17 protein-coding genes and 6 pseudogenes are annotated in these 23,757 nt (G+C 68.0%); 11 read left to right on the forward strand and 12 right to left on the reverse strand.

Translation table 11 applies throughout. The features are described from left to right. Together D3105_RS18755 and D3105_RS36085 are read right to left on the reverse strand one after the other, a co-directional pair. A pseudogene (locus tag D3105_RS18755) lies at positions 1–382 on the reverse strand (transcriptional regulator); the annotation flags it as partial. A gap of 59 nt (positions 383–441) precedes the next feature. Beyond that, positions 442–1,076: pseudogene (locus D3105_RS36085) on the reverse strand (helix-turn-helix domain-containing protein); the annotation flags it as partial. A 1,213-nt stretch (positions 1,077–2,289) separates the two neighbouring features. On the opposite strand from D3105_RS36085, the gene D3105_RS18775 reads away from it, so the two are divergent. From D3105_RS18775 to D3105_RS18795, 4 genes and pseudogenes are all read left to right on the forward strand, one after another. After that, positions 2,290–3,045 (forward strand): alpha/beta fold hydrolase, encoded by a 756-nt coding sequence (locus D3105_RS18775; RefSeq protein ID WP_118904303.1) that lies wholly within the window; start codon positions 2,290–2,292, stop codon positions 3,043–3,045. Between the two features lie 541 nt (positions 3,046–3,586). After that, positions 3,587–4,177 (forward strand): annotated as a pseudogene (locus D3105_RS18785) (GmrSD restriction endonuclease domain-containing protein); the annotation flags it as partial. A gap of 605 nt (positions 4,178–4,782) precedes the next feature. Next, a complete protein-coding gene (locus D3105_RS18790) occupies positions 4,783–5,868 on the forward strand; it encodes a hypothetical protein (RefSeq protein WP_118904322.1) in 1,086 nt (361 codons plus the stop codon). Between the two features lie 24 nt (positions 5,869–5,892). Then, the gene (locus D3105_RS18795; RefSeq protein ID WP_118904304.1) at positions 5,893–6,753 is read left to right on the forward strand and encodes a DUF3592 domain-containing protein; all 861 of its coding nucleotides are present in this window, start codon (positions 5,893–5,895) and stop codon (positions 6,751–6,753) included. 407 nt (positions 6,754–7,160) lie between these two features. Here the strand turns inward: D3105_RS18795 and D3105_RS18800 are convergent, their stop codons facing one another. From D3105_RS18800 to D3105_RS18810, 3 genes are all read right to left on the reverse strand, one after another. Then, positions 7,161–8,327, reverse strand: coding sequence for a hypothetical protein (locus D3105_RS18800; protein ID WP_118904305.1), 1,167 nt, complete (start codon positions 8,325–8,327; stop codon positions 7,161–7,163). 525 nt (positions 8,328–8,852) lie between these two features. Continuing rightward, positions 8,853–9,290, reverse strand: coding sequence for a thioesterase family protein (locus D3105_RS18805; protein WP_118904306.1), 438 nt, complete (start codon positions 9,288–9,290; stop codon positions 8,853–8,855). A gap of 477 nt (positions 9,291–9,767) precedes the next feature. Beyond that, entirely contained in the window at positions 9,768–10,646 is an 879-nt protein-coding gene (locus D3105_RS18810) for a UbiA family prenyltransferase (RefSeq protein WP_165891042.1), read from the reverse strand. Between the two features lie 237 nt (positions 10,647–10,883). On the opposite strand from D3105_RS18810, the pseudogene D3105_RS18815 reads away from it, so the two are divergent. The 3 genes and pseudogenes from D3105_RS18815 to D3105_RS18825 form a co-directional block, all read left to right on the forward strand. Continuing rightward, positions 10,884–11,446 (forward strand): annotated as a pseudogene (locus tag D3105_RS18815) (winged helix-turn-helix domain-containing protein); the annotation flags it as partial. A 201-nt stretch (positions 11,447–11,647) separates the two neighbouring features. Further along, positions 11,648–11,880 (forward strand): annotated as a pseudogene (locus tag D3105_RS35390) (LysR family transcriptional regulator); the annotation flags it as partial. 201 nt (positions 11,881–12,081) lie between these two features. Further along, on the forward strand, positions 12,082–12,486 hold the full coding sequence (locus tag D3105_RS18825; RefSeq protein ID WP_118904308.1) for a DoxX family protein: 405 nt from the start codon (positions 12,082–12,084) through the stop codon (positions 12,484–12,486). Positions 12,487–12,528: 42 nt separating this feature from the next. Here D3105_RS18825 and D3105_RS35865 read toward each other — a convergent pair whose 3' ends face one another. Beyond that, positions 12,529–12,831 (reverse strand): helicase associated domain-containing protein, encoded by a 303-nt coding sequence (locus D3105_RS35865; protein ID WP_306472407.1) that lies wholly within the window; start codon positions 12,829–12,831, stop codon positions 12,529–12,531. Between the two features lie 159 nt (positions 12,832–12,990). Beyond that, entirely contained in the window at positions 12,991–13,755 is a 765-nt protein-coding gene (locus tag D3105_RS18830; protein ID WP_118904309.1) for a TIGR04222 domain-containing membrane protein, read from the reverse strand. Between the two features lie 537 nt (positions 13,756–14,292). Here D3105_RS18830 and D3105_RS35740 point away from each other — a divergent pair. After that, the gene (locus D3105_RS35740) at positions 14,293–14,418 is read left to right on the forward strand and encodes a hypothetical protein (protein ID WP_257134461.1); all 126 of its coding nucleotides are present in this window, start codon (positions 14,293–14,295) and stop codon (positions 14,416–14,418) included. A gap of 804 nt (positions 14,419–15,222) precedes the next feature. On the opposite strand, the gene D3105_RS18840 is transcribed toward D3105_RS35740, so the two are convergent. The 5 genes and pseudogenes from D3105_RS18840 to D3105_RS18865 form a co-directional block, all read right to left on the reverse strand. After that, complete coding sequence (locus tag D3105_RS18840; RefSeq protein WP_240646953.1) at positions 15,223–15,903, reverse strand: hypothetical protein; 681 nt, start codon at positions 15,901–15,903, stop codon at positions 15,223–15,225. Positions 15,904–16,263: 360 nt separating this feature from the next. Beyond that, positions 16,264–16,971 (reverse strand): hypothetical protein, encoded by a 708-nt coding sequence (locus D3105_RS18850; protein ID WP_240646946.1) that lies wholly within the window; start codon positions 16,969–16,971, stop codon positions 16,264–16,266. 58 nt (positions 16,972–17,029) lie between these two features. Further along, positions 17,030–17,245 (reverse strand): DUF6207 family protein, encoded by a 216-nt coding sequence (locus tag D3105_RS18855; protein ID WP_098899742.1) that lies wholly within the window; start codon positions 17,243–17,245, stop codon positions 17,030–17,032. A 148-nt stretch (positions 17,246–17,393) separates the two neighbouring features. Further along, positions 17,394–19,493 carry a HEAT repeat domain-containing protein gene (locus D3105_RS18860; RefSeq protein WP_240646947.1) on the reverse strand — a complete coding sequence of 700 codons (2,100 nt, stop codon included), beginning with the start codon at positions 19,491–19,493 and terminating at the stop codon, positions 17,394–17,396. Between the two features lie 339 nt (positions 19,494–19,832). Further along, positions 19,833–20,117, reverse strand: a pseudogene (locus D3105_RS18865) (HNH endonuclease); the annotation flags it as partial. Positions 20,118–20,997: 880 nt separating this feature from the next. On the opposite strand from D3105_RS18865, the gene D3105_RS18870 reads away from it, so the two are divergent. From D3105_RS18870 to D3105_RS18880, 3 genes are all read left to right on the forward strand, one after another. Continuing rightward, positions 20,998–21,276: a hypothetical protein gene (locus D3105_RS18870; RefSeq protein WP_123947583.1), complete on the forward strand. Its 279-nt coding sequence runs from the start codon at positions 20,998–21,000 to the stop codon at positions 21,274–21,276. Positions 21,277–21,340: 64 nt separating this feature from the next. Further along, positions 21,341–22,117 (forward strand): ATP-binding cassette domain-containing protein, encoded by a 777-nt coding sequence (locus D3105_RS18875; RefSeq protein ID WP_118904312.1) that lies wholly within the window; start codon positions 21,341–21,343, stop codon positions 22,115–22,117. Next, the gene (locus D3105_RS18880) at positions 22,114–23,409 is read left to right on the forward strand and encodes a DUF7224 domain-containing protein (RefSeq protein WP_240646948.1); all 1,296 of its coding nucleotides are present in this window, start codon (positions 22,114–22,116) and stop codon (positions 23,407–23,409) included. Before D3105_RS18875 ends, D3105_RS18880 begins: the two co-directional genes overlap by 4 nt. Positions 23,410–23,757: the final 348 nt, after the last annotated feature.

The following is a 23,757-nucleotide window of genomic DNA, read 5'->3' on the forward strand; positions in this document are numbered from 1 at the left end:
GTCGGCACCCCAGCTGGCGAGCAGCCGCACCCGGATCACCCTCCTCGGAGGGTGATCCGGGTGCGGCGTGAGAGGTGCTCGGATACTGGTCCTCGTCACCCTGGAGCGCGAGGGTCTCGTAGCGCAGGGTCAGCTCGCCGACAAGCGGATGCGCCAGCCGCATCGGGCCGTGGGTCTGCTGCTTGACGTCGTGTGCGGCCCACAGCGTGCGGAACTCCGCGCTCTTCATGGAGAGTTCACCGACCAGCGAGGCAAGCTGCGTGTCGTCCGGGTACAGGCCGGCCCACAGTCGTAGCCGGCCCACCACGTCATGGGCCTTGCTGTCCCAGTCGGTGAAGAGCTTGCGGGACGCGGGGTCGAGGAAGGTGGCCCTGGCCCCGTTCCGGTCCCGAGGGGCTCGGGCCGCCCAGTCACCGAAGACAGTGGCGGTCTGGTTCCAGGCCGCAGGCCGACGGTTTTGTGGGCGTTGAGGTCGTCCCGGATGAGCAGGATCGGGCTGCCCGGTTGCTGGTGGTCGGCGGTCAGCAGATCCTGGTCGTCACGCGAGGAGGAGCTCTTGCGCCCATCGCGGCGGCCTTCGTCCCGGCGTGGCCGGTAGATCAGCCGCGACCTGGGGCCGGGCTTGTAGGAGGTCAGCGCGGCGATCGGTATCCGTCTGCGGGAGCGGCCTCGGACCCGGACCACCGGGGTCCGGCCGCGCTGTGACCAGGTCTTCGCCTGCGGCAGCGTCATGGAGGATCCGGCTTCGTCCTTGAAGGCGAGCCAGGCTCCACGGGCCGCTGCGAGTCTTCGGCGCAGGGCCACACCTCCTTGACTCAACCGGTCACCGCCTTGTCGTCCCGCTCGACGGCGCGTCGGGCCGGGACTTGGCAGGACCAGCCGTTGCGTACCAGGAGCCTGCGTGCCCCTTGGACCGTGTAGGTCAGGTGGAAGCGTCGGCCGATCACCGTCTTGATCCGCGCGAGCGTCCAGCGCTGGTCCTCCCAGCCGTGCGCGGCGGGCGCCTTGGCCAGCTCCGCCTCCAGCTGGGCGAACTGCTTCTCGCTCAGTCTCGGCAGCGACGCCGGGCCCTGTGAGTTGGCAAGCTGTAGTCGCGGGCATCGACCTGCCTGAGCCACGAACTTGTTAGTGCAGTCGGGCAGGTGCTCGGGGAGGTCGCCCGCTTGGTGAGACCGGACAGGTGGACACAGACCGTGGCGTGGCCGGTCGGGCCGTCAGTCGGCTGTGTCCGTAGGTGCGGTATGTGCGGTGCCTTCCGGCTCCACGCCGGCCACCGGGCCCTCCGCTGGTTCGCCACACCTCGCGAGCCGACGGCAGGGAACGCGAAGGACCCCGGCGCGGTCGCACCCGGGGTCCTTCTCCTCACGCCACCGGGTGCTGCACATCACGTAGAGATCCGTGGCGAACGGATCGTCACTGAGGTAGCCCGCCTGGACCCACCAGCCGTCACGCGTGGCACCCTCACTCGCCAGGCCGGGCCTGGACGCGGACAGGACGCGGTAATCCCCGCTCGAGGAGGCGCCACCGCCCGACACGTACCGCCCGGCCGGGCACACGAGGAACCCCCGGACGGATTGGGCTTGGTGGTCTAGTGGGTCGTCCAGGTGACATCGGCGATGGGGTCGGCGCACATCGCGTAGCCGACGACGCCGCAACTGCTGCTGGACCTGTTGTGGCCGGCCACAACCCACAGGGTCGGCTGCCCGGGCGCCGTCGCCCTCGGGTAGGAACGGGTGAGAGAGCTGCCGTCACCTTGGACATCACCGCCGCCGCCGAGCACGGCCTTGCTGGCCGGGCAGGCCGCCGTGACCGGCTGATCGCCCGGAACCTGGAGAGCCGGCGTCTGAACGACCTCATAGCCTTGGGGCGTCGTGGCACAGACCGCCCAGACGGTCACGCTGGTCGGCTCCCGGAGAAGTCGCGGGCATTGGCGACCCATCCATACGACTTGTCTGCCCCTCGAAATTCTCGGGGAAGATCCCAACCAGACCTGCGGCGTCGTACGCCCCGGCCGCTGACAACCCTGTCGCGTCGACGCAGCTCGTAGAGTCCGGCTAGGGGAAAGGATCCCGAGCCGAGCCGAGGTGCGGTTGGCGTAGGCGCACGACGCAGGGTGCCGCAGAGGTGGGTGAGGACACCCGCTGGGTATGCAACGGCGAGAGGACCGGGCGCAGACGCCCCCCCCAGGGCGCTCAAGCGTCACTTGCCGGACTCCGGGACCTGACCTGGAAGGGCGCGTTCTTGGAGGAAAGCAAACCGTTCGCCCGCAACGACGAGAGGAAGTCCGCCATGAGCATTCCCCACCGCCTGATCGGTTCAGGCGACCACAAAGTGCTGGTGCTCCACGACTGGTTCGGCACCAGCGCCGGCTGGGGGCCCTTCCTGGACTACCTGGACGGCGACACCTTCAGCTTCGCCTGCCTTGACTACCGTGGCTACGGCGACCGCAAGCATGTCACCGGTACGTACACGCTCGCCGAGATCGCCGAGGACGCCCTCGCCCTGGCCGACGAGCTCGGCTGGGAGAGCTTCTCCCTCGTCGGCCACTCGATGGGCGGCAAGGCGGCTCAGCAGGTGCTGGCCCAGGCTCCGCACCGGGTACGGAAGCTGGTCGGCCTGGCCCCGGTCCCCGCCGGTGCCTATCCGCTGGACGCCGAGGGAGAGGCGCTGTTCTACGGTGCCGCGCGGGACCGCGACAAGCGACGGGCCATCGTGGACCTGGTCACCGGCCGGCGTGCCTCCCGGGTCTGGGTGGACCTGATGGTCGACCGCTCTCTGGAGTGGTCGACCCGGGAGGCGTTCGGCGGGTACGTGAAGGACTGGGTCACCGCCGACCTCACGGCCCGGATCACCGGCAACCCCGTTCCGGTCAAGGTCATCGTCGGGGAGCACGATCTCGCCCTGACGGCCGACGCGATGCGCGCCACGTGGCTCAGCCACTATCCGAACGCCGAACTGGAGGAGATCGCCAACAGCGGCCACTACCCCATGCACGAGACACCTGTGGCCCTGGCCACCAGCCTCGAGACGTTCCTGAACGCCTGAGCCCGCAGCGACAGCTCCAAGAACACCTACCGACCCGGCCTGGAGAGCTCCGGCAGGTGACCCAGCTGCGGAGCCACATCCTCCTCGCCGCCCGGCGGCAGGCGGCACGAAGAACCCGGGGTGAACCCTGACGCCACCGGACCCTCCGCCACCCGAACCGACGGTGCGCCGCCGCCGTGCCAGCCGGTCTCCACGCCACACTCACGCCCGGCCCAGCCCCGGCACCTGACGCATGCTTTCCGCAAAGGAAGCACCGGGACGGGCTACGTCGTACTCCTGATCCTCACGCGAGGCAGGGAGACCCCGCTCCGGCGCCGACAGCAGGTGACCGGCCCACGTCCTGGCGCCCGGGTGAGCGGCCAGACAGCGGAAGTGTTTCTGCGGTGAACCCTCTCGCCCGCGCGGGTGATGGCCTCCGGCGCCGGGGCGGCCTGCGCGGGAGCCGAGAGGAGAGGGACGAGGGCGAGGGAGAGTGCGCTGAATCCGCGCACGAGGTTCTTGATCACCACGGCGTTCTACCGGCCCCGTCCATTCCTTACGAAGCCCGCGAGCCCAAGTGATGACGCTGGCCGACGCCGTCGGGCTGGTGACGGTCACGGAGGAGGACCGCACCGGCGACACCTGTAGCAAGTTCAGGCACTGGAACGGCGGCGACGACGCAGGCGATGGGTGCACCACCCGCAACGGGGTGCTCTTGGCCGAAGCCGTTGTCGCGCCGTCGGTGGCGGTCGGGTGCAAGCTGGCCGGCGGCACCTGGATCAGCTACTACGACGGCCAGGGGGTCACCCGTGCCGGTGCGTTGGACATCGAGCACATGGTGCCGCTCGCCGATGCCTGGGACTCCGGCGCCTCGACCTGGGCGCCGACGCGGCGGGGGGCATACGCCAACGACCAGGGCGCGGACGTCTCACTCGTCGCGGTGACCGCACGCACCAACCGGCAGAAGGCGGAACAGGAGCCGGCGGACTGGATGCCGCCGTCCCTGGACGCGCAGTGCCGGTATGGAGGGGAGGGGGTGGCCGCCAAGCTCCGCTGGCAGCTCACCGCGGACGACCGCGAGCCGGAAGCGCTGAAGGTGCACGCCGAGGGCCCGTGCGTGGACAGCATCGTCCCCTACACCCCGGCCATCTGACCTGCACGTTCCCCCTCCCCGTGCAAAGTGCCGGGAGGGGCGTCGCGCCCTGCGCTGCTTCCAGCGAGGGCAGGGCCCGACGGCGGGGAAACGGGGACCCCGCAGGCATGCCGACCCGTTGCTGGGCCATCTGCAACTGGCAGGCGAGGAGACCTCGGTGAAACCACCTCTCCAGACGGCGCGGGCACCTGCTCCAGCGCGCAGAGCCTCGTCATCGCTACCGTCACAACTACCTTCGTGAAGCGGATAGTTCGCCTAGGGGGTTAACATCGGCGCATGTCGCCGGCAGCCGGTCCGCCTGGAGCGCTACCCGCCCGGTGCCGCCGCCACGCGGGCGTGCCTGTGGCGCCGTGAGCGGTGTGGCGGGGAGCCGCAGCACCTTGACCGTCGTGCGGATCTCCGCTGAACTGGCCGCGCAGGAGACGCCCGTTTCCTCGGCCCTCGGCATACCGGTGCTCGCCGCACGGACGGGCCCGGGCTGCGTGGTCCTGAAACACCTCCGCCGGTGAGCGCACCGAGCGGGCTATGTGTCGTGGTTGAGCCCGCATCGGCGTCTCGACTTGTAGGTCTGTTCGCTGCTGCCCATGGCGGGCACAATCGGCCCCATGACGATGAGTGTGGGTGCTCCGCCCGCGCACCACTCGCCTGCCGATCTCGCTTCGGGGTTTCTGACGGCCGGTGTCATCGGAGCGTCGCTGACGGCCTTCATCGGCGGTTGGATGGTCGAGAGCGTGCCGATGATTGTCACGGGACTGGTCGTGCCCGCGCTCTACGGTCTTCTCTTCTTCCTTGCCACACTGCCGCGTCGTGCCAGTGAGGCGGCAGTCGTTCCGCGCACGGCGCTCGCGATGATCGAGAGTCTGGAGGCGGTCAGGGGTGAGACCAGTGATGTGCCAGTGCGATTCGATCTGTCCGTCGTGCCGGACGACGCGCCTGCGTTCCGAGTCGAGATATGGCAGGACGTCAACCGCGTCGAGCTGACCGAGTACCGGTCAGGCGGGACCGTGGTGGTGGAGTACGCGCCGGACCGGCCGTGGAAAACGCGGATCGTGAGGCGTCCGACGCCGCAGTGGGAGGAACGGGCGGCTGTGGCCCAGGTGGTCTCGGTGCCCGGTCCGGTCATGAGGAGCGAGACCCCGGACAGCTCCTTCAGCGGGTTCCTCAATCTCTTCGGGCTGCTGCTCGGCGTGGCCGCCGTGCTTCTGCTGTTCCGTGCCGACCTGTTCGACTTCTACGAGGGCGACGACGGCGCCTCCCCCCAACCGTCTGTGTCCTCTTCGTCATCCACGATCACCGTGACGTCTGCGACAGGCACGGTCGCCATCGGCCCCGGCCGATCGATGCTCGATGAGAGCGAACTGCGCCGAGCCGTCGAGTCGTTGACGCAGGCCGCGGACAAGCGTCACGCCCTCACCGTCGTCGTGCGGGACCGCCTGCTCACGGTCGTCTTCCCGCCCGCCGGGGCGAAGGTTGCCGGGTTCGACCCGAGGTCTCTGCCCTACGGTCGCGTCGCCGGCCTGGTCGAGGAGGCCCGGACCGCCCTCAACGTCGAGTCACCGCGGAGCTGGCAGCTCACCGCCGACAGCGTCACCGGACCGCTCACGCTCAGAGTCGTGGTCACCGGGAACGGGGGCACGGGAACGCTCGAGGCGGACGGGAAGGGCGAAGTGCTCCGGCGTAACGGCAGCTGACCGGACCGGCAGGAGGTGGGCGTCATGGGTTGGGAAGAGTTCCTCGTGCTGTGGTGCGCGGTGTGGGCTGTGCTGGCGCTGGCCGGGTACGGCATGGCGCTGGCCGGAGTGACCAAAACACAGCGGATGGTCCGGTACACGGGGCGGATTGAGCAGGTGCGGATGCCCCGGCACGGCGGGTCCCGTACGGGCGGCATATCGGTGGTCATCTCCTACCGCGACGTCACCTCCGGTCAGGAGGTCACCGTGACCAACGACGGTGAGCGAGGGGAGGTGATCACCTCTGCGTGGGAGGGGCGGGAGATAGGGGTCAGCCACCCGCGAGGCAGGCCGCATGCCTACCGGCTCTCCATCTCTCCTGAGGAGCCGAGTCGTGGGCTGGGCCGGCCGACCCTCGCACTCTTCCTGGTCTGCTGCGGGCTGGTGGCCCTCGCGGCGGTCGGCTGGGGGTGGCCGTGGGCGCTGATCGGCCTTGGCGGGCCGTTGACGGTCTTCGCCGCCGTTCATCTGCCCGGAACGGTACGTGCCAAGAATCACCGCATCGAGCAACTGGCCGCGATGGACACCGTGCACGGACGGATCATCGCGGTCCTTGAGGACGTCACTGTCGACCAGGACAGCGGCACCTCCACCACCATCACCCCGGTGGTGTCGTTCACCACCTACGAGGGCACGGCCGTCACGGCTCACTGCACGTCCAACCTCCCGGACCCAGCCGCCTCGTACGGCCGTGACGTCACGGTCCACTACGCACCCGGCGACCTTGCCGACTTCACGTTGGACCGAGCCGCCGAACGCCGCGGGCAGAAGCTGGACGTGGTGATCAACGCGCTCGCTGTCGTCGTACTGCTGGCGACGACCGTGGCGGGAATGGCGATGCTCTGAGGCAACGTGCTGCTGCCGAGGCGCCGTAGATCCGCTTCCCGGCCGCGGCTCGGTAGAGCGCGACAGCGTCCTTCCTGAACTCTTTCGGATACGGAGGACCGTCAAGATCCATTGGCAGGGGTGTCAACTCCAAGGGATCAGCCTCCCTCCAGCCCTGCCCTCGGGCCGCAGGGGCCGGGCCGGGCGGGCAGAGCGCCGAGCAGGCCAGGTCGACGTCAGCGACCATCGCCCGGACGATCGCAGCGGGGTCGACCTGAGGGCGACCAGTGACGCCGCCGAGGGCCTGGCCGTTGAGGGACCGGCATGGCGATGCCCCCACCGGGCGAGTTCTTCGGGATGCGGTCCAGACGTGGCGTGGCCGGGATGGTCCGGGGCAACCTCACCCCGCTTCAGGCCACGCAGCAACCCTAGCCGGTCGGGGCAGCGGTCCAACCGGAGAAGCTGCTGGGTGCAGCGGCCTGGAGTGTCTGGCGGGTTCGCAGTGCCGCGAGGGCGAAGACAGTGGTGAGGTAGGACGAGCCGAAGTACACGGGGAACCGCCCCATCCGATAGTACGGGCTGGCCGGCCAGGATCCGTCGGACTGCTGGGCCTGGGCAATCAGCATGCGCCGCTGGTCCTGGCCGGCGGTGAGTCCGAGGTTGTCGGCTGCCAGCGTCCGGAAAGCCAGGGCCAGGGGGCCGGGCTCGCCACCAGGGCGCGGTGAGGAGTTCGCCTCTTCGCGTTCTTGGAGGGCGCGGCGCAAGGGGGCGGCGAGGACCTGGGCGCTGGAGGGGAATCTGGCACACAGGCGGGAGAGCGCGTAGAGGAACGCGTCGGGAGACGGGTAATAGCGGGTGCCGTTCAGGTACCGCCCGGACTCAAGGTGCTCGGCCAGGTATCGCGTCGAGGTGCTGATAACCGCCGCCGCGCTCTCGCTTTCGGTGTGGAGGTCGCTGAGCTGAGCCGTGTAGAGGGCGTTGGCACAGGCGACCGCGTCGTGCTTGCGTCCGCGGCGCACGGCATGGGGTTCCAGGCCGTCTTCCCAATAGACCATGAAGACTCGCGCACGGAGTGCATCATCGTCGCCGTACCGGCGGGGAACGCTGTCAGCGGGTGCTGCCGCGTGTAGGAGATCGGCCACGTGTGCTTCGAGGTCCGCAGGGGAGAGCAAGCCGTGCTCGTACAGAGCACCTACGGCCAGGCCCGTGCAGTCGGTGTCGGCGGGAAAGCCGTTGGATCCGAGGAAGAAGCGATACCGACGCTGCCAGCGGGCCGCCTCCATCTGACGGCCCAGTCGCAGGGCCAGTTCCTTCTCCCACGCGGTGGCGGCGGGAGACAGGAGCATCAAGGCGACCATGGCCGTGAATGCCTCGTCGGCCAGATCGAATCCCGGATCCGCACCCAGACGCTCGCGAAGTACCGCTCGTGCCCGAGCGCCGGCAAAGCTGCTGCTGAAGGAGACGTCGAGGGACAGCCGCGCCGAGGGGGCACTACCGTCCACGGATCGGTTCAAGTAGCACCAAGCGCGCTCGACGGCGCACTGCACATGCCGCGTGGCAGCCAGCGGCGTATCCGCAGAAGCCGAAACCGTCACCGTGCCTCGTTCCTCCTAAGACGAAACTGCTGCCGAAGCCGCCCGGCTCCAGGCCGCCACGCCACCGGGGCCCGAGCACGACCACTAGGAGCCGGGCAAGCTCCGCGGGCTGCCGCCTCACGCCGGACACGGGGCAGTGGCGGCATCGACGAGCAGCGGCCCGAATCAGGCTGGTGCCACGGGGGTCGAGAAGCTGTTCGAGGGTGCGGGCCAAGACACGGGGCACTGGCGCCAGATAACGCTGGTAAAGCGAGCGGGGGGAACAATGGGTGTGCAGCTCCTCGAGAGGGGCGGTGTCGCCGGTGTTGGGGGGCAGGGCGGATGTGCAGGGAGCTGCTCAGCGGCTTCGTGAGGGGCGCTCACAACGGGCCGCAGCCCGCCGCCCGCTGCGCTGTGTCCGTGCACGGTCTCGCCAGCATGCTGAGGCGGGAGACGGAGCGAGCAGCGGGTCCTGTGGCACACCGGGGCCCTCCGGCGGCGTACCGGCGCGGGCAGAGCAGCCGACGGAAGGCCCTGCGGCGTTCCTCAGCTGGGCTGCAGTACTCGTGCAGCGTTCGGGTGCGAGGTGTCGCGCACCAGATACCGCTGGTACCAGGCCCGTTCATCTGGGGTCATGGTGGTCCTGGTGCCGGAGGCGTCGAGACGCATGGCACGGGTGCGGACCCGGGCATGCTCACCCAGAGGCGACGAGATCGACGTGACCAGGTGCAGGCTGACCCGTCCGACCTTCTCCGCCCGCAGTGCCAGCTGGGTCTCCGGGGTGGTCCAGGGCAGCGGCCGGGTGAATTCCGCCTGGACTCCCACGGCCCCCCAGTAGGTCTGCAGACCCAGTTCGTCGCGCAACGCGCACACCCATTCCACCGCGGTGTCCTCGGCGTAGCGGATGATCGACAGGTTGTGCACGTTCCCGTGGATGTCGGCATCGCTCAGCCTGATGAGCCGCCGCGTGGTGAAGGTGAGCATCAATGTCCTTGTTCCGGGAGGCGCTGCCGGCAGGCCGATGACGCAGAGGTCTCGGACAGACGAGCCCGGGCACCTCGCGGAAACGGGAAGCGGCGCCCGAGTCAGGTCGGCCGCGGATCAGCCCCCCACCCGCGCGGCAGCGCCATGCTTGATCAACAAGAAAGGTGTACCACGGGCAATGCAGGTATTTGCTGTCGATTCGGCCCGGGCCGCTCCCATACTCAGATCGAGCGAGCGCGCGCAGCGCACACGGCCCGAGGTGAATGCGCCCCGCCGCCACACGGTGGGGCCGCCCTACCCCGCCGCGGCCAACACGCACCCGGCCGAGGCCCACTCCGCGCAGGCAGGACCGGTGAGGACGGCACGGGGATCGGCCGACGGTCCGAACCCGCTGAGGTGCGCAGAGCCAGAATCGCCGACCCGCTCCGGGGCACCCGCCCTGACCTGGACGGTGGTTGAGGGACGGTCTCTTGCCCGTCAAAGGCCGAGAGCGTCGGCGGGAACGGCCGCGGCCAGTGCGGCAACAGCGACCTGGGACTCGATCCAGGGGCGCAGTCGGGCGTCTCGCTCCGGGCTGTGGCAGGCGAGCAGGGCCGCAGCGTACCCGCCCCACACCAGCCCCACCAGCGGTGCCACAGGTGCAGAGACCAACAGACCCAGTACTGCGAACGCGTAGCCGAGCCGTTTGGCTCTGGCCACCCCCAGGAGTACTGGCAGGCTCCGGGTGCCGTCCAGGCGGTCCGCGCCGACGTCGCGCAGGTCGTTGTTGATGACCTCAACGGATCCGATCAGCAGCACACTCAGGGCCCACAACCAGGTCGACGCCAGCGTCAGCAGGTCGTTGTCGGCCGCGACAGGCAGGATCGCCACCGTCACCCACACGGCGACGACGTAAGGGACCTTCATCCCGGGAAGCTGCCGCAGGGCCACCCGTCGGCCGCGGGCGGAGATCCATGGCTTGGCGTACAACCGTGCGGAGATCCAGGCCAGGACGAGTGCGAGCGCACACCACGGCCGCAGCACGGCCGTGACGAGGGCAAGCAGTACACACAGGCCCATCCATGTCCGCATGGCCCGGTGGTGGCGGGCCATCCATGCTTCGCGGCTTCCCGGGGCCCCCTCGCTGTCGGGTCCGGTCAGCCGGTCGCGCGTGTAGGCGGCGGTGATGATGGCGAAGGCGAAGGCAGCTGCGAGGAAGTCCGCTTCCTCTCCTAGGACCTGACAGGTCGCGAACGTGGCTGAGGCGGCGGACAGCCCCATCAGAACATTGGTCCATGCCAGCAGCGTCAGCGCGGAGGGCCGTGGGCTGACCGGTCCGTCCAGCGTCGGGCTGCTGCCGCGGGGAAGAAGCGACATGAGTGCATCCGTTCTGTGCAGGCCGAAGGTCGGCGACTGCGAAGCGAAGAGCAGAAGGGCATGCCTGTGGGATACAAGCCAGGCTTGTGGGGCATTCGGAAGGCTAATTCTTCCCACCCGTTTCACTACGACCGCCCTCTTTAGCATGGTATGAGCGTCTTTGTTCAGTTCTTCATCACCCGATCGAGGACCCCTATCCTTCGAGTCGCGCTGTCGGTGTTGGTCATGTGGTGAGAGGTGGCGGCCGAGCGGCAGCAGTTCCGCGAGGGGTTACGACTCAGGGCGGCCGAGAGGTCCGCCCGGGGCGAAGCGAGCTCGGTGATCGCCAGGGACCTGCGGGTCAGCGTCCGCTCCGTGCAGGGATGGCGGCAGATGTGGGACGAGGGCGGCCCGCGGGCTCTGCGGTCACAGGGCCCGGCGTCGCTGCCGAGACTGAGCGAGAAGCAGTTCGCCCAGCTGGAGGCGGAGCTGGCCAAGGCGCCCGCCGCGCACGGCTGGGAGGACCAGCGCTGGACGCTCGCGCGGATCAAGACGGTGATCGGCCGACGCTTCCATCTGGCCTACACGGTCCAGGGGGCACGCAGGCTCCTGGTACGCAACGGCTGGTCCTGCCAGGCCCCGGCCTGACGCGCGCTGGAGCGGGACGACGACGCGGTGGCCGGGTGGGTCAAGGAGGTGTGGCCCTGCGCGGAAGACTCGCGGCGGCCCGTGGAGCCTGGCTGGTCTTCGAGAACGAAGCCGGATTCTCCACGACGCCGCCGTCTCGAAGGTGGGCACGGTGGTCTCCTCCGGGCAGCACGACGAAGCCCCGGCGGGTACCGAGGGCTGGTGTAGGCGGCGGGCGGTGCTCGTTCCTAGGGGTGTATCGAAAATGGATCTTGAGTGATGAATGATCTCGGTTCATGGGGCGGGGAGATCTCACGGACGAGCAGTGGGCGGTGTTGGAACCGTTGCTGCCGAAGCGCACGAGGGCGGGGCGGCCGCCTGTCTGGCCTCGGCGGCAGTTGATCGCCGGTACACCGCTCCGGGGCACTCTCGAACTCGCCGGGCCCGACGCCTATCCGCTGGACGAACCGGGCCTCATCACACTCCGCGCCAAGGGCGACAGCCGCTCGGTGACCACCGACGACACCGCCGGGATGTTCGCCGCGGTCACGGGGACGTCCTCACCCCGAAGGGACGCGCCCGAATCGCACCCACCCGCTATACCGACTGGCTGGCGCGGAACGCCTGACCCGCCCCGCGGACGGCGGCTCCCTCGCCGGGCGTCGGGAGCCGCCCGACAACGCGCGCCGCAACGGCTGCCCGTAGGGGAGCCGCCGCGGGCGGTGGGCTCATGAACGTCTCCCGGAATCCGATGAGTTCGGGGGACCGCGGTCGTCTACATCTGTGACCGTGCACCGCGGCCCGACGCCACTGTTTTAAGGACCCGGCCATGACCTCCACCGCGCTCTCCGCCGCCCCCGTTGTCTCCCGCCGCGTCAATCGCGCGCTGTGGGGTCTGCAGATCCTGCTGGCCCTGTTCTACGGCGTCGCCAGCGCCGCCCCGAAGCTCGTGGCCCACTCCTCGGCCACCGTCACCTTCGACGCGATCGGCTGGGGCGACTGGCTCATGTACCTCACCGGCGTGCTGGAACTGGCCGGTGCCGTCGGCCTGCTGGTCCCGCGCCTGGCGGCGCTCGCCGCCCTCGGCCTGGTCGGCCTGATGCTCGGCGCCGAGGTGCTCACCTGGGCCTTCCTGGACGGCGTCAACTGGGCCACCCCGCTGATCGCCGCCGCCCTCCTCGGCGCCGTCGCGTACGGCCGACGCCACACCCTGACCGTCCCGCGCCGCCGCTGACCGCACCCGAAGAGCACGAACGGTGGGTTCGTCGTCGGGGTGTCAGGTGGCTCTGGCCCAGTCGATGCCGAGGGCGGCGAGTTGCTCGCGCTGCTCGCCGGTCAGCTTTGCGCGGCGGCTGCGGGTGTTGCTGACCCAGGTGCCCAGCCGGACCGGTCCGTGAGGTGGCTCTTCAACGTGCGCTCGGGGTACGACGACCCGGCCTTCCCGCGGCGTACTGGGTGAGCGCGGCAGTCCCGCGCTCGAACGCCCCGCCCTCCTGGGGGCAGAGCCCGGAACGACGGGGCGTTCATCAATCCCGTGTGCCCTGTCGTGGGCCTGGCGTGCAGCTCTGGTCCCGAGAATGGGAGCGTGTCTTCAGGAGGGGCTCCCTCACAGCCGGGGATCGCGGTTTGCTGTCCGTTCGTGAGCCATCCCGCCGCTGCCGTCTCAGCCCGTTGATATTGGCAGTGGCTCGATTCGGTGGATTGCAAAGGCTTTGAAGCCCCGCCGTGCCTACTGCTGTCAGTCACCGCCACCACCGCCACCGCCACCGCCGAAACCTCCTGCATCCGCGCCGTTGTCCGTTCCGTGACCGCGGTCGCTGTCGAGGGCCTTGCCCATGCGGATCAGGGTGCGCCCGAGGGTGTCGGGGACGGGTTCGGCGCCGCCAGGCCCGCGTCTGGCGGAGCGAGGGACGAGTGCGGCGGGACCGTGGAGCGCGTACGCGGGCACATGTCCCGCCGAGGCAGCGTCCGCGAGGCGTCGCCGTCCGGCGCGGGTGGGCTTCAGTCTTCTGCGACGCACCAGACCCAGGGAGACAAGGCGGCGAGCGAGTTCGTCGACCTCGGAGGAATGCTTGACAGNCGCTGCCTCGGCGGGACCGTGGAGCGCGTACGCGGGCACATGTCCCGCCGAGGCAGCGTCCGCGAGGCGTCGCCGTCCGGCGCGGGTGGGCTTCAGTCTTCTGCGACGCACCAGACCCAGGGAGACAAGGCGGCGAGCGAGTTCGTCGACCTCGGAGGAATGCTTGACAGCCTCGATGACCTCCCGCACCGGCTTGCTCCGCGGGCAAGCAGCGATAACGGCAAGCTCCAACGGGTGTGCGGGGTGCTCCTCGCCGATGACGCGTAGGCGTGCGGCCCTCAAGGACAGCGTCCCACGCTCGATGAGGGCGACAATCGCACTCTCCGCGACCCGCAGGCCCCCGCCGGCAAGATAGGCGTACTGGTAGGCGTCCAGGTTCTCGCCGCAACTGTCCGCTCCTCCGCTCAGGAATATCCGCGTCATCCTGCGTCCCCCTCAAGCCCACATGCCGCCCTGTCAGAAGGCCGCTTCCCGCATGATCTCGCCGGCGCTGCCGCTCTGGCGAGCCTTTACCACGGCTCGTGCTTCTTTCTGAGCTTGAAGACGCCAAAAACGGGACCTCCGGGCCGGGAATCAGGCCGAACTCGCCACCGAAACCGCTGGCTCCTCCGACTCGCAAGATCTACTTCGGCGGGGACAGCCATCCAGCACCCCCAGGGTCACCTCACTCGCCTAGGTTCGCTGGCCAGGAAGGTGCAACCCGGCGGCGCTCTGCCTGGCAGCACCGGGCAGTGCCGAGGCCACCGGGCGGTGGAGGGTGCTGTGTGAGCCGTGGTGGTCCGCCGGTGCTGACTGAACGGGGCGCACGGTGGAGGGGCGACTGGCAGTACGCGCGCCGACGTGATGACCCGTCTCAGGCAACGAGCAATCGACGACGTGGCCCGTCGGTTCTACGTCTGCCGACGATGATGAGCACTGTCTCTCGGGTAGTTCGGGAGGCGCTGCCTGCGTCGAATATCGATGGTTTCGGGCCACATCCTGGAGTGGCTCACCCAGAACGGCGCCGTTTTCACCGCCCTGGAAGTCGACGCCGAGCGGATCGCGCACGGCTGCTCAGCCTCCGTCTCCTCACCAAGCTGCGCCTGATTCAGCGCGCCGGCGAGACCACTCTCTACCGCGTCAACCCGAAGTTCCACTTCTCCCAGAACCCCGACCTCGCCCAGATCGCCGTCGACGCCCTCACCACCTCCGACGTACAACCCGATGCCCGGGCCGGCCGACCCCGCTGCGCATCCGCCACCGACGCCGAGCGCCGCCGCAAGGTTCGCCCCGTCTCCCAACCCTCACAGCGACGGTCACTCTTCAAATAGGGTGACCGGGTGTCTCACAGTCCTGATCAGCCAGCTCTGCCCACTCGTCATCAAGTCGGAAGTCTCCGTGACTTCCTTCATGGAAAGACGTACTCAGCTACCTCAGTCACCATCCGGTTCAATGGTGCACCATCTCATGCTGCGGGCTCGCCTATGGATGACGTGAGCAGAGCCTCGAACGCCTTGTATGAGGTTGTCGACCGTCTTGCCAGGCGGGTGCTGGACGCGGTCTTCTCCGGGCAGTCGAACTCTGAGGCGCATGACGCTTGGGTCGAGCTCTTGCAGATCGCCCAGAACTGGCGGGACTCACCTGCTCTGCCTGCAGACCTGAAGACAATGGTCGAGGAGGCCCTTCCACTCTGACAGGCGGCTACGGGCGGGCCCGTTGGCATCGCACGGAGTGACTCGCGAGAATGAAACAACTCCCATGGAGTCCTTGATCTTCAGCATCGGCCGGTAGATTTCGGCGCGCGGCACCGGTTTGCTGCTCCGCACGCGAACTCGGCCCACGGTTCCAGGCGGAGGCGAAGAAGCACGCCGTGGGGCCGAAACAGTTCGGCCCCACAGTCCATCACTCCCACTATGTATAGGCAAGTGTGCGCCACATCTGCACAAGGCAGTACTGATCTTTACCTTTCAATCCTCCCTCCTGGCCTGGCGGGATAGGCAATGCGCGCGCTCCCCCAATCGGCGACAGGAAAGGCCCTCGATCCCCATTGAACATCCACTGCCACCGCATCTCGTACAGCCCAGCTGAGGGAAGAATTAAAGGGATGTCCTGAACCCCGCCATCAATGGTGTGAATGCCGATCTCCCCGGTGGGAAGTTCGACTTCCACTTCTTCCCGGCCGAACCAGTTGGCATGACTTTCCGGGGGTTTGCTGGACCAGCTCTCCAGACGCACGGCCGACTCAATGACTGCTGATGGCACTTGGAGATAGATCAGACCTGGGGCGGAGAGAAGCCAATGCGTGTCATCTGGATCCAGCCCGTACGGCTCGATGCTCATGTCCATCAATCCGAATAAGCGATAGCTGGGACTGACTACCATTTCGTGCGTGTCCAAAATTCTGTTCAAAGTACACCTATTTGACAGCTCGACCTCATGCTCCGACAGTGACTCGACCGTACAAGGCGCCGACAGGGTGGTCGAGGCGGACTGCAGTGGACCACTGCCCTTCCAATGGCCCTGTCCCGGATGGTCGCTGAGCGCGGGCTGGGCTAGACCGGCGGTCGCGGCCGCAACAGCGGGCAGCGTCATCGACCAGGGTCTTTGGCTACCTCACCCCGACCGAGACCCGCCAACGGCACCGACACACCCTCGCGGCATAACCATCGAGTGTCCAAGATCACGGAGAAGCTTCAGGGGGCTCGGAGTGAAACCACTGATCGCCCGCCGCGGCACCGAACACGGCTTCGGTCTGGGCGCCCAACGCTGGGTCGTAGAACGCGCCGTCGCTCACCCGCACTGGTTCCGCCGCCTACGGATTTGCTGGGAGATACGCGACGACATCCACGAAGCATTCCTTACCTTGGGATGCGCACTCATCTGCTGGAGGCGACTCCTCTCAGCCCGGCAGACGGCCCCTGTACCGCATGGACCGTGAACTGTAGAGGCTGGTCAGTGCACGCGTTCACCGCACCTTGCTGGGAACAGGACAGCGCTGGGCGGCAGTTCGGCTGGTCGCCGTCCCGTCACCCGCAGGCACGCTTCAGCAGAGCCGTCTTCGGGTGGGTATTCGAGGGCAACCTCGTCCAGCACGGCGATCTCGCCGCCGACGTGTAGTTCCGCTGCGTGTACGCCGCTCGGGAAAAAGCCGACCAGAGCCCCGAAGGCTGCCGTGTCATTGCTCTCGGCGACGCACTCTCGGATCTTGAAACGCCAGTGCTCGGCTGCATCGGCAAGCAGTGCCTTGCCCCGCATGCCCAGTCCAGCAAGGAGAGCTGAGCGAGCCTGCAACTGGTGGGCGATGGCGCAGCAGATCGGCACCGCTGTGCCGTAGGACGTCGTCACCCGCGAGTACTCGCCGTGGGGATAGGACGACAGGGCCTCATCGACCAGCCCCAACGCGGCGTCCCGCGCCGCCGGGTGACCCTGCTGCGCGATGTCCAGGAGCAGAGGGGTCGCGACCGCCGCCGCCGGAAACACCGCGGCACTGTGGCCATGGACAATTCCACCGCCGCCGAGCAGTGAGCTGGCCTCAGCCGCCTCCACCAGGTTCGCTGCATCCGCCAGCACGCGCAGACCGTGGGCGGCACGAGCCGGTTCGTACCAGTCAGGATGGCCTGGTATGGCATCCCAGTCCACCGAGTTGATCGCATCCAACACGACAGCATCCTCGCACCTGGTTGTCACCCACTGCCCCAGGGCCCGCGGGCAGCCATTCTCACCCGGGCCGGACTGCGGTGCGGCGGATGTCCGCGTACACCCGGCTCGTGACGCCGGCCCGGCCCGGCACTCGCCGTACCAGGGCCGGGCCCGAGGTCGCCCAGCGCTCCTCCAACTGGGCCACCACCAGCCCAAGGGTGTCCTCGTCCGCTGCGGTGATGTCCAGCACCACCAGGCCGGGTTCGCTGATGTGCTGCTCGCTGATCTCCTTCATGCCGTCCCTGACGCCCAGCCGGTGAGCACGGTTCGCGCCCGTCTGACCCTTCACCCATCCGGCGGACGGGGTGAGCGGCTCGGATGCAGGGGTCGTAAGCCTGGGCGCAGGCGAAGGGGCCCTGCCGACGTTTCCCGCAGGGGTCTGCTCAGATGCGGGTCGTGATGGAGCGGCAGGCGGCCAGCAGGTCCTCGTCGTTGGGGATGTCGCGGAAGCGGCCGCTGCGGCGCAGGAGCGTGAGCTCTTCCCGGACCCGGGGGAGGGCCGGCCGGGCGGCCGGCCCCATGCGGCTCAGGCAGGCCAGGACGTGGTTGGACGTCGAGTCGTTCTCCGCCCACGCTGCCAGAAGCGTTTCCACGACGGCGGGCGCCTCGGCGTCGCCGCCGATGTCCCACAGAGAGGCCGCGGCGTAGACCCGGGTCCACTCGTAGCCCGCTGTCAGCATCTTCCGCAGACGCGGCAGGGCCGGTGCGGCAGCCGGCCCGATCCGCCCCAGGACGGCGGCTGCCTCGTCGTCCGCGTGGGTGTCAAGAAGCTCAACCAGCCTCGGCACGACGTCGGCCGCGTCGCCCTCAAGTTCCCACAGTGCCGCGGTCGCAGCCGCCCGGACGGTGACGTCCTGCGCATCGGCCAGCCGGCGAATCACATCGAGGGCGAAGGCGGACCCAGGGCCGAAGGAGGCGAGTGCCTTGAGGGCAGAGGCGGCCGTATGCCACTGCTCCTCACGCACGGCCGCGGCTACGGCGCTGGCCAGCGCCGGTCCAGCCGCCGGGTCTGCCAGCTCTTTCAGAGCGGACACCAGAGCATTGGCGCTCATCGACTGCGACGCATCCGAGAAGTCCACCTCCGCCAGGAGCTTCGACAGCCTCGGCGTGAGGTCACCGGCCGCCTCACCCAGGTGACCGGCCACCTGCACAGCACGCCAGGCGTCGATGCCCTCGTCCAGCGCCTCCAGCACACAGGGCAGCGCCCGCAGATCCCCCAGGCATGCCAGAGCTCTGACGGCTTCCTGGTGAGCGCGGCGAACCAGCCGCCCCCGGGCCGCCCACACGCCCGGCCCGTGTTCCGCACGGGCCGCCTCGACATAGGCGGCGAGGGCATCCCTGGCCGGCTCGCTCACCGGCACGAGCGCCCCGAGAGCCTCCGCCGCCGCAGCCGAGGTATACGGGTCCTCAGGTCTGAGACACTCCGCGACCAGCACGACCAGGCCGGAGTGATCCCCACGCCACTGGCCGATCAGCTCCCTCGCCATGCGGATCGCGTCGTAACGCACCCCAGGGTCCGCACTGCGCAACTGCTCGGTGAGCAACGCGGTGCGCTCCAGCACACGATCGTCCAACACCGTGTGAAACGCCTCCAACAGGGAGGTCGTCGGCGCGTGAACGCGGCCGTGCCGCTCCAGGTCCTCGAACGCCGCGGCGATCTGCGGCGGCACCCCCGGGGAAGGCGCCGTGCCCGCGGCAACCTCCGGCTCCGCCTCGGTCCGGCAGGGCGCGTCGTCATCCCCGCCGGTCTCCTCCGGTGCGATCTCCCGGATCAGACCGACCGCCGCAGGCACAACAGCGTCGCCGAGCTCCCCCGGAGTGCACCGGACCCGGTGAACGAGAGCAGCGAGCCGCACCTCGGGCACCTGTGCCGTGTCACCGGCCAGCGTGTCCAGCCAGCCGGCGGCCGCACCGTGCACGGCCGCATCCCGCAGCGCCACCGTAGCCACCGCCCTCACAACGAGCAGCCGCTGCACCATGCCGCTCCCGGCAAGCAGACTGCCAAGGACCTCCAACGCGCGTGCACTGTCGGCGAGGAAGAGGCCCAGGCACTCGATCGCGGGCCGGCGCACCTCCTCATCCGGGTCCATCACCCAGCGGACGAACACCTCGGCACGCTCACCTATCAACGCCAACGCGTCCACATGGGCTCGGGACTCGGTGCCGTCCGGCGTGAAGTACACCACTTCGGGATCCATATCCAGGCACTCTTGCCCGATGCTGAGCAGCAACTCGATGACCGAACCCCGGTCAGGGGTCGCGGGACTGTCGGCCATCTCGAACAGGAACGGCAGGCTGGCCGCCGTGCACGGATAGACATCCCCCTGATGGTGCGCCGCACTGTAGAAGTCGCTGAACGCCTCGTCCCGTACACCGGGGTCTGCTGAAGCCATTCCCTTGAGCCAGCCCGGAACATCGCATGCCGGACCATAGGCGTGGCCCATGGACTCCCAGTCCACGCCGTCGATTTCATTGATCATCATGCGGGGCACTATGCCGAATACCACTGACACCACCCAGAAGTCGCCTGGGGGAAGACGCGTGGAGGAGCGAAAACCCTGTGCAGGAAAAGGTCTGTGCTCTGTCGGCGGCGACAGGTCTCCCGGGCAGGCGACGTTGCCGGTGCAAGCAAGCGGCTTTGACGCCCAGGCCATCGGCCTACGCGAAGGCGGCGGTGGGAAGCGGAGCCCGGGCGGACTACTTTGATCAGAAACTGCGGCGTAGCCCCAGGGCCCGGCCTGCCGACGGGATCGCATATGGGACCTGGGGGTGCTGCGCTCGCAGAGCTGGCGGACCTCTATATAGGGGTGGGCTACCGCTGGTTACAAGGCGGTCTCGTACTCGACGGTCGAGTCGGCGCACGGTTCGGCGAGTTCGAGGAGGGCTGCCTGCTCGGTCTCGTCCGCGCTCAGGTCCCAGCAGAGTTTCGTTGCGGCCCAGTTGACGAGGTACGTGCACGTGGCGGAATCGGCGGGCGGCATCCACGCGGCCGGGTCCTTGTCGGCTTTCGACCTGTTGGTCTTCGCGGTGACCGCGACCAGGGAGCGTTCGGCGGCGAGGTCGCTGGTGTAGGCCTCGCGGCGTTCGGGCGTCCAGTCGTGTGCGCCGACTGGTGGGGAGCGTCATTGCAGAGGTGCTGTATTCGAGGCCGGCCCGGGCTCGGCGGCGGCGGTCACCTCGACCGGGGCCGCGTCCGTGGTGGCGTCCGGGCTGTCGCCGCGCACCGAGGCGGCGAGGGCGTCAATCTCGGCGGCGGCCTGCTCGTCTCAGATCGCCTTGACCCCGTCGCTCAGGGCGCGCCGGGCCTCAAGGTCCTTCAAGGTGATCGTCTCGGCGCGGGAACCGGCGTCGAACGCGGCGATGGCCCCGCCGAGAGCGTCGGCGAGCTGCTCGTCGTCGAGGGCTGTGACGTCCTTCGGGAAGCTCGAAGTCCATGGACGGATCTCCAGTGGTGATCTTGGAGACCCGGCCTATAGCCAGCAGTCGCACTATGCGGGACGCATCCTGGTCCCGCCCTGTCGAAAATGACACTTCTTCCTGCAGGACCACGAGGCCCAGGTCGCGGTAGTCGACAAACCAAGGCATCCAAGCCAGCTACGCCGACTCTCGAGGAGGCCAGAAGCCACGCATACGCCACACCCTTCCCCCAGTGGGGAGTTCGGCACATCTCGACGCCCTGGCGACGTGGGCAAAGTGAGCCTCAGGAACGAGAACGACGCATTCCGGATTACGGAGCAGCACAGAATGACCGAAAGGTGGCTGCCCATATCGGGCGCATGGGGAGCATTCAAGGTAAGTACGCGCCTCGCATACTCGCCAGATCAGCGCTGCCCAGGATAGGCCGCCAGGCGCGCATGCTATCGTGACCGCTGCACATGGGGGGACCATGTTGCTATTCGTGCACAAATTCTTTTTGGGGGGATTATGAATTCTCTGCTTTCCCGTGCCATGCAGAGCAAGGCAGCTAAGGGGGCTGTGATCGGAATTATGGCTGCTACGGCCATCGGCCTTGCTGCCCCGATATCCAGCGCCTCCGCAGAATCCTCATGGGATCGCGGCTGCCGGGGCTACTGGTACACCACTTCCGGGCACGGGTACTGCTCGAACGCGCAGTGGATCGTCGAGAGGTTCCAGGTCACCTACGACTGCAACGCCGAGATCGACACGCAGCGCAGGAAGACGGTCAAGGTCGGCTACACAGGAAAGTTCGACGCCTACGAGTGCACGTTCAAGATCAACGGCACGGACGTATCTTCCACCTACTGAGAAAAACTAACCGAACGAGAGCCCACCAAGCCGGTGGGCTCTCGCTCCATATGAAAGTCCTGCAATGACGCTCAGCCCTATCGCCCGACTCGCTTCTGTCACACAGGGGTACGGCAGTCACCGTATAATCGAGAATCTCGATCTCTCCGTTTACCCCGGTGTCACTGGACTGCTGGGCCCTAACGGCGCGGGTAAGACCACGCTATTTCGGACCTTGTCTACGATCACGCCGCCGTGGAGCGGGCATGTTGAGCTGTTCGGCCAGCCGGTCGATGGTGAGCGGCAGGCTCGTCGAGCTCGCCGCCGAATCGGTTATCTGCCGCAAGACTTCGGGTTCTACCCGGCGTTCTCGATCGCAGATTTCGTCCGCTACTGCGCATGGTTGCGGGAGGTGCCAGCCAAGAACGCCGACTCTATGACCAGGGAGGCGCTAGGGGCAGTTGGCCTGGCCGATCGGGCGCAGGACCGGATGAAGTCCCTGTCCGGTGGCATGCTTCGCCGGGCCGGAATCGCAGCCGCTATTGTCGGGGCACCGTCGCTACTTCTGCTGGACGAGCCAACTGTCGGTCTCGATCCCGCTCAGCGCCTTGATTTTCGTGAACTCATTCGTTCCCTTGCTCTCGCGGGAACAGCAGTTGTTCTGAGTACACATCTGGTCGAAGACGTCGGCGCAGCGTGTGACACCGTCCTCGTATTGAATGAGGGCCGTGTGCTGCACAGCAGCACACCGCTACAGCTGGCCGAGCTGGCGGACCTCGCTGCCCCCGGCGACAACCCTCTGGAACGCGGGTACATGACGGTTCTCGGAGGACACCGGGTCAACGGCGGGAGCTCATCGTGAACGCCTATCTCATCGAGCTGCGCCGCTCTCCCCTCTTGACGGCCTTGCCACTATTGGTCGTTGTCGATCTTGTCGTTCTCTTCGGCCGCTCCCGGTACTGGATCGGCGTCTGGCCTGAAGCGAGCGTGGCCGCCCAGGTTGTCACTATCTTTCTGGGGCCGCTGCTCGCTGCCGTCTCGGCGTGGCAGGCTGGTCGCTCGTCTCGTTCGGGCATGCCCGAAACGGTTCTCGCTGCGGCCAGGCCTCTTTGGCGGATCGAGACAGCGCGGCTCGCCGCGACCCTCACGCTCGGGCTCGCCGCATACGTGATCGGGTGTCTCACTGCCGCCGGGTTCTCCCTCAGCGAGGCAGGCCCCGGTTTCCTCTGGCCTTCCTACCTCCTGCTGGGCATGGCAACGCTGGTCATCTTCGCGTCTGTCGGGCATCTCGCTGGCCGGTGGTGGCCTTCCGCCGCATTCACTCCGATCGTGTGCGCGCTGGGCTGCTTCATCAGCATGTTGGCCTTGCCTATCAAGTTCAACGTCTTGGCCGGCCCGCCCGACCAGCGCCTACAGCCTCTCCCCGTCGCTCTGCGGTTGCTTTTCGCGCTCGCCCTTGCGGTTCTGGCGGTGACAGCACCACCATTGCGCCGGTCCGACGAGGTCCAGATGCGGCGGCAGAAGACTGCCTGGCACATTCGTCTTGTCGCCGTCGGATCAGCCGTCGTTTCCCTGACTTCGCTGGTCGCAACGTCGGCAGCAGGTGAACTCCGCGTCGACCGGCCCGCGGCAGCGGTGGTGCCTCTATGCGGGCGTGCCGAGAAGGGCTCTCCGGAGGTATGCGTGTGGCCCGAGCACCGCAAGTACCTCCCCGAGCTAACTCTCATGGCGCAACGTTTGGACCAATCGGGGTCGTGGCTGAAGTCGCCGCAGTCGTTTCACGAGTTCGGGCTGCGGCGGACCGACCTGGGCGATCGAGGGTTCGACATCGCCGAGGGGCACGTCCGCACTGCGGCGATCGCCATGGCCGACGGAGTCTTCGCCAAGTCTCTGGGACGCTGCTCTCCCCCTCCCGAAAGAGAGCGGGTCTGGCAGGCCATGGACAACATACGACTCTGGCTTGAATACCGCTCCATGGGTCAAGATCCGTCTGTATCCGACAAGGGGCTCCACATGCAGGGGGTAGAGGCTGCCCAGAATGAAGCAACTCGCGCTTCACGGGCGTCGGAGTCCGAGCAGCGGAAATGGCTCGCTAAGGAGCGCAGCTACATCCTTCAAGATTCTGCCTGGTGCACCGCTGATGATCAGATCTGATTTCGCCCGGTATGCCAGAGTCCACCGCGCTACGGCCATTCTGACGGGTACAGCCGTCGTCGTGGTTCTGTCAGCACTTTTCGGTGGCTCCAATATCGCTCTGCCTTCTATCGGCAGCGGAGGACTCACCACAGGGGTCCCGTTCAGACGCGAACTCCCGCTCCTCTCGGCTGTCTTCCTCTCTGCAGCGCTCGGTAGCGCCATGGCGAAGCACGAGGAGATGGGCGGATCGGCCATGCACCGGTATCGGTTGAGGTACTGCGTGGGCCTCATGTTGACTGTCTGTGTCGTCTCCTTCGGAGTAGAGGGACTCGCCGTTGGGGTGGAAGCCGGAGTCGTGTTCGTTCG

Source organism: Streptomyces globisporus, from assembly GCF_003501885.1.
GTDB lineage: Bacteria > Actinomycetota > Actinomycetes > Streptomycetales > Streptomycetaceae > Streptomyces > Streptomyces globisporus_D.

Bases quoted from the DNA above. Each gene is read 5' to 3' on its own strand.
- D3105_RS18775 (WP_118904303.1), top strand. From the start codon at position 2,290: ATGAGCATTCCCCACCGCCTGATCGGTTCAGGCGACCACAAAGTGCTG.
- D3105_RS18790 (WP_118904322.1), top strand. From the start codon at position 4,783: ATGACGATGAGTGTGGGTGCTCCGCCCGCGCACCACTCGCCTGCCGAT.
- D3105_RS18795 (WP_118904304.1), top strand. From the start codon at position 5,893: ATGGGTTGGGAAGAGTTCCTCGTGCTGTGGTGCGCGGTGTGGGCTGTG.
- D3105_RS18805 (WP_118904306.1), bottom strand. From the start codon at position 9,290: ATGCTCACCTTCACCACGCGGCGGCTCATCAGGCTGAGCGATGCCGAC.
- D3105_RS18810 (WP_165891042.1), bottom strand. From the start codon at position 10,646: ATGTCGCTTCTTCCCCGCGGCAGCAGCCCGACGCTGGACGGACCGGTC.
- D3105_RS18825 (WP_118904308.1), top strand. From the start codon at position 12,082: ATGACCTCCACCGCGCTCTCCGCCGCCCCCGTTGTCTCCCGCCGCGTC.
- D3105_RS35740 (WP_257134461.1), top strand. From the start codon at position 14,293: ATGGTTTCGGGCCACATCCTGGAGTGGCTCACCCAGAACGGCGCCGTT.
- D3105_RS18840 (WP_240646953.1), bottom strand. From the start codon at position 15,903: ATGACGCTGCCCGCTGTTGCGGCCGCGACCGCCGGTCTAGCCCAGCCC.
- D3105_RS18855 (WP_098899742.1), bottom strand. From the start codon at position 17,245: ATGAAGGAGATCAGCGAGCAGCACATCAGCGAACCCGGCCTGGTGGTG.
- D3105_RS18860 (WP_240646947.1), bottom strand. From the start codon at position 19,493: ATGATGATCAATGAAATCGACGGCGTGGACTGGGAGTCCATGGGCCAC.
- D3105_RS18870 (WP_123947583.1), top strand. From the start codon at position 20,998: ATGGCTGCTACGGCCATCGGCCTTGCTGCCCCGATATCCAGCGCCTCC.
- D3105_RS18875 (WP_118904312.1), top strand. From the start codon at position 21,341: ATGACGCTCAGCCCTATCGCCCGACTCGCTTCTGTCACACAGGGGTAC.